Here is a 13,802-nt window from a genome sequence, read left to right as displayed (position 1 = left end):
CATCCGGCCCAGGATCGTCGACATCTTGATCGCGGCCTTGGCGTCGTCGCCGATCCGGATGCCGTTGTCGATCGAGAGCGCGGCTTCGATCCGGTCGCCCGCCAGCCGCGTCGACTTCACCGTGCCCACTTCGATGCCCGCGATATCGACACTGTCGCCTTGGCGGAGCCCGGCGGTATGGGCGAACTCGGCGTACACGGTCCGATTGCCCAGGTCGAACTGGGTGAGCGCGCTCGAACCGAACAGCAGGACCACCACCGCCGCGCCCGCGCCGAGGCCGAGCCACCAATGGCGATTGCCCGAATAGCTAGGTATCGCCTGCCACATTCGCTGCACGACGGACACCAGCGGTCGCAGGAGCTCGGGTGGTCGGGGGGAGTTCATTACCGGCATACCTCCGAATGGGAATTGCCACCGATCTGGTTGAACATCCCGGGCGGAAGCAGCACACCCCACAGCGAGACATCCAGACTGCAGACGTAGGAGTTGATGTAGGTGCCGTTGCCGCTGATCCGGGCGAGACCCGCCAGGACGAAAGGCAGTTCGGCGGCGGTGATGTCGAGTCGTGCGCCGTTGGAGATCAGCAGGCGCACACCTTCGTTCGCGGACTGTTGCGCCTGCGCGAGCCCGGGTCTGATCCGGGTGATGAGATCGGCCAGCTGCCTGGTCGACCCCGACGCCTGGTCGACCGCGGTCGCGAGCGTCGTGCCCTGCTCGTAGAGGTCGACCGTCAGCGTGCGGGTCTGGGTGATCAGCGTTTCCAGCTCGCCACTGCGATGGGCCAGACCCTCCACCACGCCACCGAGATTGGTGATCACCTGGCCGAGGATCTCGTCGCGGTCGCGGAAGGTACTGGCGAGCTGCGCCGCCTGGGTGACCAGCGCGCTCAGCGACACTCCGTCACCTTGCAGCGCTTGAATCAGCGTGTGCGACAACGAGTTGATGTCGTCGGGCTCCAGGGTGGCGAACAGTGGTTCGAATCCCGCCAGCACCGTGGACACGTCGAAGGACGATTCGGTGCGCTCGTAGGGAATCGCCCCGTCCGGTGGCAGCCGGTCCCCGCCTCGGTCTCCGGCGGCTAGCGCGACATATCGCTGCCCGATCAGGTTCTGATAGCGGATCAGCGCCTTGGTCGTGGTGGTGAGCTGCTGGCGCGACTGCACACGCAGCACCACCGACGCGCGCCGATCCGCGTCGAGTTCGATGGAATCTACGCGGCCGACCCGGATTCCGGCCATCCGGACGTCGTCGCCCACGCGCAGCCCGAGGACATTGCCGAATGTCGCGGTGTAACGGACGGTGTCGCCGCTGACTCCGCGCTGCAAGGTCGAGAAGATGGTGTAGCTCGCGACCAGTGCCAGTCCGACGAAAAGCGTCAGGATCAGCACGGCGGTGCGGGTTTTCATCATGTCAGTTCCCCCCTGGCGCTGGGTTGGAGTAGGTGAGCTGCACTGCCCCGTCGGCCAGGACCGGCGTGAGTAGCACCAGCTGCGCGGCGTTCGGCGGTCGCCCGACGAGCGCCTCGATGGCCTCGACGCCCTGCAGGGACGCCGGGGCGGAGGCCGGGGCCGTCAGGCCGGGAATCGCTGGCAGGCCGGGAATCGCCGGGAGCGCGGGAACGACGGCCGGCGGGCCTGCCGCTTCCAGCCGCCGCGGCAGCAGCTGGGTCGGAATATGTTGTTCCGGCGCGGTATACGGCACCGAGGAGCCGCCGCATCGCGGCCCGGCGAGGTTGCCGTAGCGGGGGCAGTCCGCAGCGGTGTACTGGGTGAAGGGCGTGAAGCTCACGTCGACGGCCCAGCGCATCTGCCGGTCGGGTCCCCAGTTGAAGACCGTCGCCAGCCTGCTCAGCGCGGTATTGAGGTTGGCGACCGCGGCGCCGATGGCGCCGGAGTCGGCGGCCAGCGCGCCGAAGGTCTCGTGCAGCCCGCCGACCAGTTCCGGGCCCGCCTCCGGATTGCGTTCGAACAGGGTGTTGGTGACCCCGACCGCGCCGCGGGCGGCGGTCAGCAGCGCGATCAGGTTCGCCCGCTTCTCGGTGAGGGTGCGCGCCGCGGTCACCGACGCGACGAGAGTGTCGACCAGCTGCGGCGCCGACTCGTTGACCGCCGACGCCGCGGCGCCGAGGTCGCCGAGCAGGTCGCCGATCCCCGGCGTCGCCCTGACCTGTGTGGTCCAGGTGTCGAGTCGTTCGATGGTGGAGCCGGGCATCCGGTAGCTGGGGTCGAGCGCGTCGGCGAGCGTGCCCAGGACGGTGGCCAGCCGGATCGGGTCGATGGCGTCGAGCACGGTCCGCAGGGTGGTCAGGGTCGTCTGCAACTGGGCGCCCACCTCGCTGGTGTCCTGCGCGATGGTCGCTCCGTCGCGCAGCCGGTCCGGCGAGGGTCCGTTGTCGATGAGTTCCACCGCCGTGACGCCGAAGATGTTGTTCGGCACCACCCGGGCGGTGACCGTGGCGGGAATGCGCTGGGCCATCGGCGGTTCGATGCGCAACAGCATGTTCTGGCGTTCACCTCTGGCGGCGATGTCGGTGCGGGCGACCTGGCCGACCAGCACGCCGCGGAAGGTGACGTCGGCGCGCGCGGGGACGCCGTCGCCGGTGCTGGTCATGGCTGCGGTCACCTCGACGGTGTCGAGGAACTTGCCGTTGTAGCGCAGTCCGAGCAGGTAGACGGTGGTGGCGATGAGCACGCCGATGAGCACGCCGAGCAGGCCGAGGCGCAGCGCGCTCGGGCCACGCCCGCTGGGGTCGATGATCATGATCGAGGCCTATCCCGTGATCCTGATGCCTGGGTCGATCCCCCAGATCGACAGGGAGAACAGGAGATTGATGAACACGACCGTGACGATGGTCATCCGGATCGCCCGGCCGGACGCGACTCCGACACCTTCGGGTCCGCCCGCCGCGGTGTAGCCGTAGTAGCACTGGATGAAGGTCGCCACGGCGGCGAAGACGATGATCTTGAGGATCGAGTAGGCCACGTCCACCGGGTCGAGGAACTGGTGGAAGTAGTGGTCGTAGGTGCCCAGCGTCGTCCCGCCGAGAAAGGCCACGGTGAACCTCGTCGCGATGTAGGCGATGGCCAGGCCCGCGGTGTAGAGCGGCACGATGGCGACGACGGCCGCCAGCATGCGCGTGGTGATCAGGTAGGGCAGCGGCCGGATGGCGATCGACTCCAGGGCGTCGATCTCCTCGGAGATCCGCATCGAACCCAGCTGCGCGGTGAATCGGCACCCGGCCTGGGCGCCGAAAGCCAGGGTCGCCAGCAGCGGTGCCAACTCCCGCGTCGTGGCGAATCCGGAGATCGCGCCGGTGAGGGGGCTCATGGTGAGCAGGTTCAGCGCGGTGTGCGATTCCATGCCGACGGTGATTCCGCCGAACCCGCACAGGATCACCACGACGCCGATCACCCCGCCGCCGACGATCAAGGAGCCGTTGCCGAAGCTCACATCGGTGATCAGCCGCAGCAGTTCCTTCCGATAGTGCTTGAGCACGAACGGAATCGCGGCGATTGCTTGCAGGAACACCAGTCCTTGATGACCGAGGCGCACCGGAACGGTCGCGGGCGCGGCGGCGGCGGCGCGCAGCCGGCGCACCGGACGCAGCAGGGGTGGCACGTAACCCGAGGCCATCTCAGAGCACCTTCGACGGGAACACAGCGTTGTAGAGCTGCGTGAGGATGATGTTGGCCGCGAACAGGACGATCGCGGAGTTGACGACCGCCGAGTTCACCGCGTTGGCCACGCCCGCCGGTCCGCCGCGGGTGTGCAGCCCGGTGTCGCAGGCGATGATCGCCGCCAGCGCGCCGAAGACCGTGGCCTTGACCATGGCGACGACCAGATCCCCGGCCACCGCGAACGAGGCGAAGGTGCCGATGTACGAGCCCGGCGTGCCGTCCTGGATGTAGACGTTGAACACATAGCCGGTCGCGAAGCCGACGAACACGACCAGCCCGCACAGTAAGGTACTGACCACGACCGCCGCCGCGAGGCGGGGGGCGACCAGGCGACGGACCGGATCGACGCCCATCACGACCATGGCGTCGATCTCCTCCCGGATGGTGCGCGAACCGAGATCCGCGCAGATCGCCGACCCCACCGCGCCGGCGATCATCAGCGAGGTCACGAGCGGGGCGCCCTGACGGATGATTCCCAGTCCGTTGACCGCGCCGATGAAGGTGGTCGCCCCGACCTGGCTGACGAGCGAGCCGACCTGGATCGACACCACCACCGCGATGGGAATCGCGACCAGCAGTGTCGGTGTCGCCGACACACTGGCCATGAACGCGCATTGCTTGACGAATTCCGTGGTGGGAAACCGCCGGGTGAACAGGGCGCGGACCAGTTCGGCGAGTGCCCGGCCGGTCATCAGTACCTGGCGCCCGGCCGTCTCGACGGCGCGTTGCGGGTGTTCGCGCCAGTAGGTCAGCCCGAAGGTGACGACCTGATCACGGGCATCACCGCCTCCTGGCGGAGCTGTTGTCCCGGTATCGAATTCACCAGAAATCCTGGTCGACGGCTGCTGCACGATTGTTCACTCTCGCCGGTTGCTGATGGGTCGGACCGATTTGTTGCCGGCGCGGCTCCGAGGCACGAGCTCGGTGCGACGCCTGGATCCCCGGAAGTTTTCTACGTTGCCGTAGTTATGAATTACTACGCTAAAGTAGATATGTGGACACTAACAGCGCCGCTCACGCGGCACCAGAGCTTTGGGGGATCATTTCCTGATGAGCATCGAAGAGGGCACCGACGGCGTCTGGCGGATCGCCCCGCCGCAACCTGCCCGGCCGCGGCGTCGCAACGGCCCGCGACTACCGCCGGAGGAACGCCGCGAGCAGCTGCTGGACGCGGCCCGCGTGGTCACCGGCCGTGACGGATTGGCCGAGCTCACGATGCAAGCGGTGGCCAAACAAGCCGGCGTCGCCAAACCTGTGCTGTATGCGATCTACCCCACCGCGCCCCAGTTGCTCGACGCGCTGTTGCGGCGCGAACACACCCGGGGAATCGCGCAGGTCCTCGAGGCATTACCAGCGGATTTCGACGATTCCGACCCGGACGTGGAGTACGAGGAAGCGGTCATCGCCTTCCTCACCGCGGTCCAGGACGATCCGGTTCGCTGGCGGTTGATCCTCATGCCCGCCGACGGAGCCCCTGCCTCTTATCGCGGACTGCTCGCCGATGCCAGGGAGAAGGTCATCGCACGCTGCGCCCAACTGCTCGAGACGGGCATCGCGCGGCGCGGTGGCCCCAAGGACGTGGACGTCGAACTGGCCAGTCGCGTCATGCTCGGGTTCATCGAATCGCTCGGCCGGCTGGTCTTGTCGAATCCGGAACTCGCTTCTCCCCAAGCACTTCGGCCCGCGGTGCGGGCACTGACTCGAACCTTGCCCAAGGACGACAAGGGAACTCGGATCATCCCGTCCGGCGGATCGGTGGTCTCGGCCTGGCAGGCCGACAACACGGAGACACTTCCCGACTGACCGGCGTCAGCGTAGCTGGATATCGGAGATCACCAACGGCGGCCAGGCGATGATCTCACCGATCGCCGAGAACAGCTTGTCGAAGCCGTGCAGATCGTCGAGGTGCTCATGGTGGGCCCCCAGCCAGAACAGCCCGATCAGGAAGTACGGCACTCCGAAGGCGATGCCGAGGAAGATGAGCTGGCGAAGGCTGATCCGATAGCCCAGCAGTTCTTTGATCATCAGAACAGACCCCTCACGCGATCTCGCCGAGCACGGCCTGGGACTCGATCAGACCCTGGTCGTCCGGCGCTTCCCCGCGGCCGAAGACCCGGGCCCGCTGCTTGTCCCGCAGCGCTTGATGGGCGAGCGCGGGAATGTCGTAGCCGTAGAGCTCTTGCGCTTGCCGAGGGGTCATCGTGGTCGTGCTCGCGGGCGGAATCTTCAGCAGCACTGGACCCGCCACCGCCACCGTCATCGGCGAGATCAAGCGCAGCAGCTGAATTTGCAGGCGCGCGTTGAGGCTCACCAGAGTGAAGGCAACGCTCATCGGCGTCGTGACGAGCGCGTCGAGCAGCCTGCCCTTCGGCAATCCGGCCATCTCCCGCATCCATCGCGGCATGGTGGCCAGGGTGCCCCGGCGCAGGAAGGCGTACACGATCTTGAACATCGGCCGGACCAGGAGCGGGATCTCCGGCATCATCACCTCCGCCTGTAACAGGTGGCGCATCGCCTTGCGGGCGATGTCGGACCCGATCAGCTGCGGGCGCATCTGCTCGAAGTACTCGCTGATCCCGGCCCTGGTGCGCGGCACGTCCGCCGGGTCACAAGTCTGTAGTTCCGCCGCTCGCGCGCACTCCGCCCAGTACTGCAGTTCGTCGGCCTCGCTGAGCCGGCCGGGACCGTACTTCTCGTAGGCGACGAGAATGGAATGCCATGCCGTCAGGTGGATCCACAGCTGCGACTGCGGATTGTTCGCGTCGTAGGACTGCTTGGTGACGGGGTCGACGCCGATACCCTTGGAGTGGATCTTCACCAGAATGTCGGCCGCATGCGCGGTCGACCGGCTGTCGGCGAACAGCACCATAGCGAAATATCGCAGCGTGCGGTCGTATCGGGTACGAGGACGGTCGTAGATCGCATGGGTGGCGTCCACCGAGGCCACCAGCGCCGGATCCAGCTCCTCGATCACCACCGCACGCTGGAAGCCGATCGTCAAACTGGTCGGGTAACTCCAGACTTGCCACGCGACCGACTCCGGGCCGAAGAAACCGTAGTCCTCCGCGGGCGTCAGTGGGGGAAGCGACAGCCACTCACGCAAGGAAGCAATTGTTGCCATTGCAGGGTTTCCAATCCATTTTCTACGACTACGTAGAAGTATTACTACGTGTGAGTAGGAATACTAGACCGCCTGCGAGCCCCGAGTCAACGGTTCACGGGGAATTCCCACCAATTGACCCAGACAGCTACGGCACCTAGCGCACCGCTCAAACAGGCAGCTCCAGCCCTACTCTTCACAAGATGCCCCCGACTTCATGGCCAAATCCCATACAAAGATCCGATCTGACCCAGACTGCCGCCAACTGACTGAGACAGCTACCCCATCTTTCGGACATGGGGGAGATCCCGCGCTGACGCGGGCGCGCGGAGAGTTGTCACGATCGACGTCGCTGATTCTCACACTCAGCGAGCAGCCCCGCGGGGCCTAGACTGATCTGTCACTGTGACAGCAGTTCCCCGCCTTCACAACGGCTCTGCGGCCGAATGCCCCGAACTCGATCGAGCTCGGGGCATCGTCATATCGGGCCTCGCTGCGCCTACGCTTCACCCTCGGTGGTGACCTCGAAGGTGTTGAGGAAGTTGCAGACGAGTTGGTAGAACCCGACGGTGAGGACGAAATCGGCTAGTTCGGCGACGCTGAACAGTTCCAGCGCTTCGGTCCGTGCCACCGCGCCGAGCGTGTGCTGGTCGAGGATCGTATCCGTCCAGCGGAGCACGGCAGCTTCCTCGGATCGGAGCCCTTCGCCGCCGCCGGTGGCAGCAGCGGCGATCGCGTCCTCGCTGAGCCCGACCGCGCGCGCGAACTTCTCGTGGTGGTGCAGTTCGTAGGGCGCTGCGTAGACGTGGCCGACGCGCAAGATCGCCAGCTCGCGCAGCGGGAAAGGGACAGAGTTGGTTTGCAGCATGGCGTCTGCCATGGTCAGAAAGCTCAGGCCCATGCCGTGCGAGTGAGCGACCATACGATAGATGTTGGCCGTGTGGGTGGACAGCGCTTCTCGGAGCGTGTCGGGCAGGGTCGCGGGGTCGGGGAAGTTGATGGTCGTCATGGTGTTCTCTTCTGTGGTCATGCGAGCTTGTCGACTTCGCCGCGGATGGGTTCACTGCCGTCCCAGGTCTGCGCGCCTTCCCGGATGTAGCGGAAGAATTGGCCTTTGGGGCCGCTGATGTCGGAGATTTCGATGATGTGGCCGAAGGTCTTCTCGGTGTCGAAGTAGGCGAAGCGGCCGAGGTCACCGCCGATCGACCCTTCGTGGCCTACCTCGTAGCCCAGCGCCAGCGCCTTGTCGTAGAGCGCTTGGTAGTTGTCGGTCCAGTAGGCGATGTGCTGCAAGCCTTCGCGCCCGGAGTCGAGGAATTCCCGGTAGAGCGACGGCGCGTCGTTGCGCGGCTGGATCAGCTCGATCTGCACGTCACCCGAATTGGCCAGCGCCACACTCATTTTCATCGGCGAATCGCTGCCGCGATAGGTGAAGTAGTCGGTCTCTACGTCGTGGACATAGAACCAGGGGCCTACGCCCTGTGCGATCCATCGGTGCATCTCTGCGTTGATGTCGCGTACGACATAGCCCATTTGGGTGATACTGCCGAAGATCCGGCTCATAGCGATCTCGCTTTCTGTTCGAAGGGTTCGCCGAGGCATGCGCCCGGCGAGCTGGATTCAGCGGCGTCCCAGTGCCCGATCGAGCAGGTATGGATCGTGGGCATTGATCAGGAGCAGGTCGGGGTCGGCGGCGGTCCACAGCTCGGCGAGGCGTTCATGGTTGGCCTTGACCCTGGTCCAGTCGGCGGCGATGACACGTTCCATCGCGGTGAGAGCCCTTGGCGCGGAACGGGACCCATCGAGCTGGCCGTGGTGATAGAAGGAATCGCCGACATGCAGAATCCAGCGATCACCGGCGTCGACCGCCACCGCCGCGTGACCCCGGCTGTGGCCGGGGAGATTGATCAGCACGATCCCGGGTGAGATGCCGGTGAGCTCTTCCGCACCGGCGAACCCGCGCCATGACTCCCCCGCGGCCGGGGTGTACTCGACGAGGACCGGGTGGTGGGAGCGCTGTGCGGGGAGGTAGCGGCCGCGTTCGATCAGCGTGCGCGGATGCCGGGAAGCGAAGGCCTCTGCCGCGGTGAGGTGCACCCGGGCCCAAGGGAAGTCGGCTAAACCGCCGGCATGGTCGGCGTCGAAGTGGGTGAGCACGATGTGGCGCACATCGTGGGGATCGAAGCCGAGCCTCTGGATCTGCGTGATCGCGGCCTCGGCCGGGTCGAAGACGGGTCGGACGTACCAGCGGCCCGCACCGAACCTCGGCCCCGGAGAACGGGAGTCCTGTAACCCCAGGCCCGCATCCACGAGCACGAGCCCTCGCGGTGTTTCCACCAGCAGCACGTGACAGACCAGCCCGCCGGGAGTCGCGGGTGGGTGCATGGTTCCGCAGTTGAGGTGATGGACCTTCATCCGCCCAGTGCTGCCTTCATCTCGTCCATCGCCGCGGGATCGCCGCTGAGCAAGGCCGGATCGATGACCTGGATCGGGTGGGTGCCGTCCCAGTTCGCCGCCGCGACCTTGATCAGGTCGAAGACGAACTTCTTCGATCCGCTCAGATCCGAGATCTCGACGACGGTGCCGGGATGATGTTCGGTCTCCAGGTAGGCGAATCGACTTGTCGGACCGCCGATTTCGCCTTCCTGTCCGACAGTGAACCCGGCGGCCAGCGCTCGGTCGTAGAGTTCCTGATAGTTCTCCGCCCAGTAGGCGATGTGCTGCACGCCTTCGTGGCCGGCGTCGAGAAAGTCCTTGTACATCGACGGTTCCGCGTTCACGGGCTGAATGAGCTCGAGCTGGATGTCGCCGCTGTTGGCGACCGCGACATCCATCGCCATGCCCGACGGCTCACCGCGATAGGTGAAGTTCCCCGGCCGCAGGCCGCGCAGATGAAACCAGGGCCCGATTCCGCTGTCGATGAATCCGCGCAGGGACGACTCGAGATCACGGACGACATAACCGATCTGGCGAATGGTGCCGAACATGTTGGCCCGCGGTGACGGTGCCGGAGCGGGCCCGGTATGCGCGTCGGCGAAGGACAAGATGATCTTGCCGACCGCCGAGTTCCGCCGGAGCCGCTCGGCCGCGTGCTCGGCTTGTTCGGGGGCGAAAACGGCGTCCACGCGTGGGCTGATCGTTCCCGCGGCGACCGCGGGAAGGACCTGCGAGGTCAGCGCGGCGACTACCTCGGCCAGCTCGGCACGGGTGCGGATGCTGAAGGTGGTGCCGAGCAGTCGCTGGCGACGGAAAGCGATCGTGTCCAGATCGAGGGTGGTCGTGGCGCCGGCAAGTCGGCCGATACTGACGATGACGCCGCCGATCGCGGTGGCAGCGGGCAGCTGCGCGAAGAGTTCACCGCCGACATGGTCGAGGGTGATATCGACGCCGTTGCCGTTCGTCGCGGACGCCACCGCTGCCGCGAGATCCTCACCGGTGGTATCGACAGCGAGGTCCGCGCCCGCGGCGGTGAGTGCGTCTCGCTTGTCCGCGCTGGTGGTTGTCGCGATGACGGTGCTCGCGCCGAGTGCTTTGGCGAGTTGGATGCCGACCAGCCCGATCGAGCTGGTCCCACCGACGATCAGCACGCTGTTGCCCGCGACGAAACCCGCCTGGCTGACCAGCGCGTCGTGTTCGGTGATCAGCCCGATCGGCAGGGACGCGGCCTCCTCGAAGCTCAGCCCCTCGGGGATGGGCACGAGTAACCGTGGATCACACAGCGCGTAGTCGGCGAAGCCGCCGATCGTGATCCCCATGACCCGAGTCCCCGCGCACAGATGTGGCGCGAGCGGACTCGACGTCTCCACAATGCCCGCTACTTCCATGCCCGCGGTGAATTCACCCGCCTGCTGGGAGTTGGCAGAGTAGTTACCTTCCAGGGCGTAGAGGTCGGCGCGGTTCAGCCCGGCGGCCATCACCTGAATGCGGACCGTACCGAGTTGGTGCGGAGTATCGATATCGCGCAGCTGCCAGTGGGGTCCGGCGCCGCCGATGAGTGCACGCATGTGCGGGATTCCTTTCACAGCATTGTGGAATGGCTGGTTGGCCCTGAGGTCACCGGTGCGTGATCGCACCGTGGGTGAATGTCGGCGAGGTACCAGGATTGGTCCACGCCGCTGTCAGCTCGCTCGACGGGAAGAACTGCACGAAGCGGGAATCGCGTTGGCTTCGATCGGCCAGCGTCTTCTCCAAGATGATCGAGTTGTATTGATCGACAGTGGTTTCGATGGTGTTGGCATTGAGCACGATCTCCTGTCCCCACTCCCGCGCCCAACGCGCGATCCCGGGCATCCGGGAGAACTCCGGGGTGAGGCATTCCGCAGCGATGACGTTCTCACTGCTGACCCAGACCCCGGTGGAGGTCTGGAGCACCAAGCTCTGGTTACCGAAGACGTGGCCGGGGGTTTTCACCACCGCGACGCCGGGACCGAGTACCACCGACCCGTCGATGGGCAAGAACGACTCCGGCGACACATCGCGGTAGGCCCCGGGCTGATACCACGGGCGCTGCATCGGGTGCAGATCCGCCATCGCGGCCAGTTCGTCACGCTGCACGATGACCTTCGCGCGCGGGAAAACGGGTTTCGGTTGCTCGCCGAGGTCGGCCTGGTGAGTGGTGGTGCCGATCCAGCGGCGCAGGTCCTGGGTATGCAGGTGGTCGAACATCAGGTAATCGACCTCGGCCGGATCGATTCCGAGGCGGGACAGGTGCTCGACCACAGTGCCGTGTTCGGTCACCATCCGTTTCGACACCATGTCGGGGGTCCGTTCGACGAGCTTGTCGAAGTACGGCGTGTAGCGGCCGAGTTCGACATCGCTGGGCTCGAAGAGCAGCACCCGTGGCGTCCCGTCGCTCTCACGCCACCTGATGACCAACATCCGGTTGGTGATCGCGAGGAACGGCGCTATCGCGCGGGACGCGCGGAACAAGCCGAACCGTGTCGGATACGGCAGGGTGACCAGGTCACAGGTTGTGACGCTGTCGGGAGTGCCGGTTCCGAGGAACTCTTGCTTGAACGCCACCGCTTGGGCCCGGATCGCGGTGAGCCGGGCACCCAGGCCACCAGAGATCGCCGAGAGGTCGGTCAGGCTGTCGACCCGCACACCAACACTCGCCAGATCCAGCACATCGCCTTGATGCCAGGGCATCCGCATCGATTTCACCTCACGTCATTAATTCCACGGTGTGGGATTAATGACAGATTAAACCCACACCGTGGAAATATGCAAGAGTGGGTTAATGAACGCCATGACCGACGCGACAACAGGCCTGCGACAGCCCCGACGAGGCCGTCCGCCGAAGACTCAGGCCCAGCTTTCACGCACCGCGATCAGCGAGGCCGCGCTCTCGGTTATCGACGCCGAGGGCACAGACGCCGTCAGCATGCGGTCGGTCAGCCGGGTCCTGGGGGTCGACGCCAAAAGCCTCTACCACTACGTCGAGGACAAAGGCGATCTGCTCGACGCTGTCGCCGAGCATGTACTCGAACAACTACGCCCGCCGGAATCGACCGACTCGATCGAGCGCGATGTTCGCGCGTGGGCCAACGAATTCCGCCGAATCACCCTCGCCCACCCCCAGGCCGCGACGCTGGTGCTGACCCGCCAACTCTCCTCGACAGTAGGCCTGGCCCCCGTCGAAGGAATCCTTACCGTGCTACGACGCACGGGCCGCAGCCCCGAGGAGGCGGTCCATCTCATGCGCACGCTGCTGGCAACGCTCATCGGAACATTGCTGCGCGAGGCCGCAGCCGGACCGACGTTCGGGTCGGAAGACCCCACCCAAATCGCCGAGCGTCAGTCCACGCTCGAAGGATCGGGACTGCCGCAGATCGGACTCGCCGCACCGTTTCTCGCCCGATTCGACCGCGATCGCGAGTTCGACTTCACAGTCGACCTGATCGTCCGGCTCGCCACCACCCCGATATCGCCGGCAAGCCCATGAGCCGCACCGACACCGCCGATCGGCCGGAAGACGTGGGTGATGCGCATCGCATTCGACATCGCCGAGAAAACGACGAAGCACCGGAACCTGTTCTACCGTAACAAGATTCGAGATTTCACCGGTTAGCCTTGTGGCCCGGCAACCGACCGTGGCCGGGAGGACCTGATGACAGCGTCACCAACTCGACTCCGCACCCTGCACCGCCGACTACTCGGCTTGGTCACCACACTCGGCATCGTCGCCGCACTCACCGCACCCGGTGTCGGCTCCGCGGCCACCGCGACAGTGGATCATCGCATCACCCGCAGCGACCGCTGGGAGCAGCTCTACGTCTTCTCCCCCGCCATGGGCCGCGTCGTCGGGCTCGACATCCTGCACCCCACCGGGACAGCCCCACGCCCGACGCTGTACCTGCTCGACGGCACCGGCGCCGACAACAATCAAACTCAGAGCACCTGGACCCTGCGCACCGACGCCACCCGCTTCTTCGCCGACAAGAACGTCAACGTGGTCATGCCGATCGGCGGCGGCGGCACCTTCTACACCGATTGGCTCGACGACGACACCGTCCTCGGACACAACCGCTGGGAAACCTTCCTCACCCACGAACTACCACCGCTGATCGACCGAGAACTGAGGGGCAACGGCAAGAACGCGGTCGCGGGACTGTCGATGGGCGGCCACGCGGCAGCCACCCTGGCCTTCCGCAACCCCGGACTCTATCGAGCCGTCGGCGTCTACAGCGGCTGCCTGCTCACCTCGGGCGTCGGACAGCCGATGGTGCGCGCCACCGTCCACAACCGAGGTGGCAACCCCGACAACATGTGGGGCGGATCGCTGGACCCGGGATGGGCAGCCCACGACCCGACCGAACACCTCGACGCACTCCGCGATACCACCGTCTACATGTCGGTCGGCAGCGGCACCCCAGGCCCCGCCGACGTCGACTTCGACCCGAGCTTCTCCTACCCCATCGACCTGTTCGGCGCGATCAGCCTCGAGGAAGGCGCACTCAACTGCACCCGCACCGTCGAAAAGATCATGCGCACCGCCGGCCTCAAACCGACCGTGCGCTACACCC

General features: G+C 65.9%; 15 protein-coding genes. 3 read left to right on the top strand and 12 right to left on the bottom strand.

Annotated features, from left to right (window positions below; all coding sequences use genetic code 11):
- From ACFWF3_RS06570 to ACFWF3_RS06550, 5 genes are all read right to left on the bottom strand, one after another.
- Positions 1 to 384: MlaD family protein (locus ACFWF3_RS06570; protein ID WP_379312776.1), on the bottom strand; the 384-nt coding region annotated here is incomplete at its 3' end.
- Positions 384 to 1,409 carry an MCE family protein gene (locus ACFWF3_RS06565; protein ID WP_379312775.1) on the bottom strand — a complete coding sequence of 342 codons (1,026 nt, stop codon included), beginning with the start codon at positions 1,407 to 1,409 and terminating at the stop codon, positions 384 to 386. The genes ACFWF3_RS06570 and ACFWF3_RS06565, both read right to left, overlap by 1 nt.
- Before the next feature lies 1 nt (position 1,410).
- Positions 1,411 to 2,760 carry an MlaD family protein gene (locus tag ACFWF3_RS06560; RefSeq protein ID WP_379312774.1) on the bottom strand — a complete coding sequence of 450 codons (1,350 nt, stop codon included), beginning with the start codon at positions 2,758 to 2,760 and terminating at the stop codon, positions 1,411 to 1,413.
- Positions 2,761 to 2,769: 9 nt separating this feature from the next.
- The gene (locus tag ACFWF3_RS06555; RefSeq protein WP_378992868.1) at positions 2,770 to 3,633 is read right to left on the bottom strand and encodes an ABC transporter permease; all 864 of its coding nucleotides are present in this window, start codon (positions 3,631 to 3,633) and stop codon (positions 2,770 to 2,772) included.
- Between the two features lies 1 nt (position 3,634).
- Entirely contained in the window at positions 3,635 to 4,429 is a 795-nt protein-coding gene (locus ACFWF3_RS06550) for an MlaE family ABC transporter permease (RefSeq protein WP_378993009.1), read from the bottom strand.
- 298 nt (positions 4,430 to 4,727) lie between these two features.
- On the opposite strand from ACFWF3_RS06550, the gene ACFWF3_RS06545 reads away from it, so the two are divergent.
- Positions 4,728 to 5,480: a TetR/AcrR family transcriptional regulator gene (locus tag ACFWF3_RS06545; RefSeq protein ID WP_379312772.1), complete on the top strand. Its 753-nt coding sequence runs from the start codon at positions 4,728 to 4,730 to the stop codon at positions 5,478 to 5,480.
- A gap of 6 nt (positions 5,481 to 5,486) precedes the next feature.
- Here the strand turns inward: ACFWF3_RS06545 and ACFWF3_RS06540 are convergent, their stop codons facing one another.
- The 7 genes from ACFWF3_RS06540 to ACFWF3_RS06510 form a co-directional block, all read right to left on the bottom strand.
- The gene (locus ACFWF3_RS06540; protein WP_378992864.1) at positions 5,487 to 5,702 is read right to left on the bottom strand and encodes a hypothetical protein; all 216 of its coding nucleotides are present in this window, start codon (positions 5,700 to 5,702) and stop codon (positions 5,487 to 5,489) included.
- Between the two features lie 13 nt (positions 5,703 to 5,715).
- Positions 5,716 to 6,798, bottom strand: a complete 1,083-nt coding sequence (locus tag ACFWF3_RS06535) for an oxygenase MpaB family protein (protein ID WP_378992862.1) — start codon at positions 6,796 to 6,798, stop codon at positions 5,716 to 5,718.
- A 478-nt stretch (positions 6,799 to 7,276) separates the two neighbouring features.
- Positions 7,277 to 7,807 (bottom strand): carboxymuconolactone decarboxylase family protein, encoded by a 531-nt coding sequence (locus ACFWF3_RS06530; RefSeq protein ID WP_379312771.1) that lies wholly within the window; start codon positions 7,805 to 7,807, stop codon positions 7,277 to 7,279.
- The gene (locus ACFWF3_RS06525; RefSeq protein ID WP_379312770.1) at positions 7,804 to 8,310 is read right to left on the bottom strand and encodes a VOC family protein; all 507 of its coding nucleotides are present in this window, start codon (positions 8,308 to 8,310) and stop codon (positions 7,804 to 7,806) included. Before ACFWF3_RS06525 ends, ACFWF3_RS06530 begins: the two co-directional genes overlap by 4 nt.
- Before the next feature lie 87 nt (positions 8,311 to 8,397).
- Positions 8,398 to 9,192 carry an MBL fold metallo-hydrolase gene (locus tag ACFWF3_RS06520; RefSeq protein WP_378992859.1) on the bottom strand — a complete coding sequence of 265 codons (795 nt, stop codon included), beginning with the start codon at positions 9,190 to 9,192 and terminating at the stop codon, positions 8,398 to 8,400.
- Positions 9,189 to 10,781 carry a zinc-binding dehydrogenase gene (locus tag ACFWF3_RS06515; RefSeq protein WP_379312769.1) on the bottom strand — a complete coding sequence of 531 codons (1,593 nt, stop codon included), beginning with the start codon at positions 10,779 to 10,781 and terminating at the stop codon, positions 9,189 to 9,191. Before ACFWF3_RS06515 ends, ACFWF3_RS06520 begins: the two co-directional genes overlap by 4 nt.
- Before the next feature lie 49 nt (positions 10,782 to 10,830).
- Positions 10,831 to 11,931: a hypothetical protein gene (locus tag ACFWF3_RS06510; RefSeq protein WP_379312768.1), complete on the bottom strand. Its 1,101-nt coding sequence runs from the start codon at positions 11,929 to 11,931 to the stop codon at positions 10,831 to 10,833.
- A gap of 85 nt (positions 11,932 to 12,016) precedes the next feature.
- Between ACFWF3_RS06510 and ACFWF3_RS06505 the strand changes: the two genes are divergently transcribed.
- Positions 12,017 to 12,721, top strand: a complete 705-nt coding sequence (locus ACFWF3_RS06505) for a TetR/AcrR family transcriptional regulator (protein WP_379312767.1) — start codon at positions 12,017 to 12,019, stop codon at positions 12,719 to 12,721.
- Between the two features lie 165 nt (positions 12,722 to 12,886).
- On the top strand, positions 12,887 to 13,802 hold a 916-nt coding region (locus tag ACFWF3_RS06500), incomplete at its 3' end, for an alpha/beta hydrolase (protein WP_379312765.1).

It is taken from the genome of Nocardia sp. NPDC060220 (assembly GCF_042727815.1).
Lineage (GTDB): Bacteria > Actinomycetota > Actinomycetes > Mycobacteriales > Mycobacteriaceae > Nocardia.
This window is presented reverse-complemented; position numbering and strand designations above follow the sequence as displayed.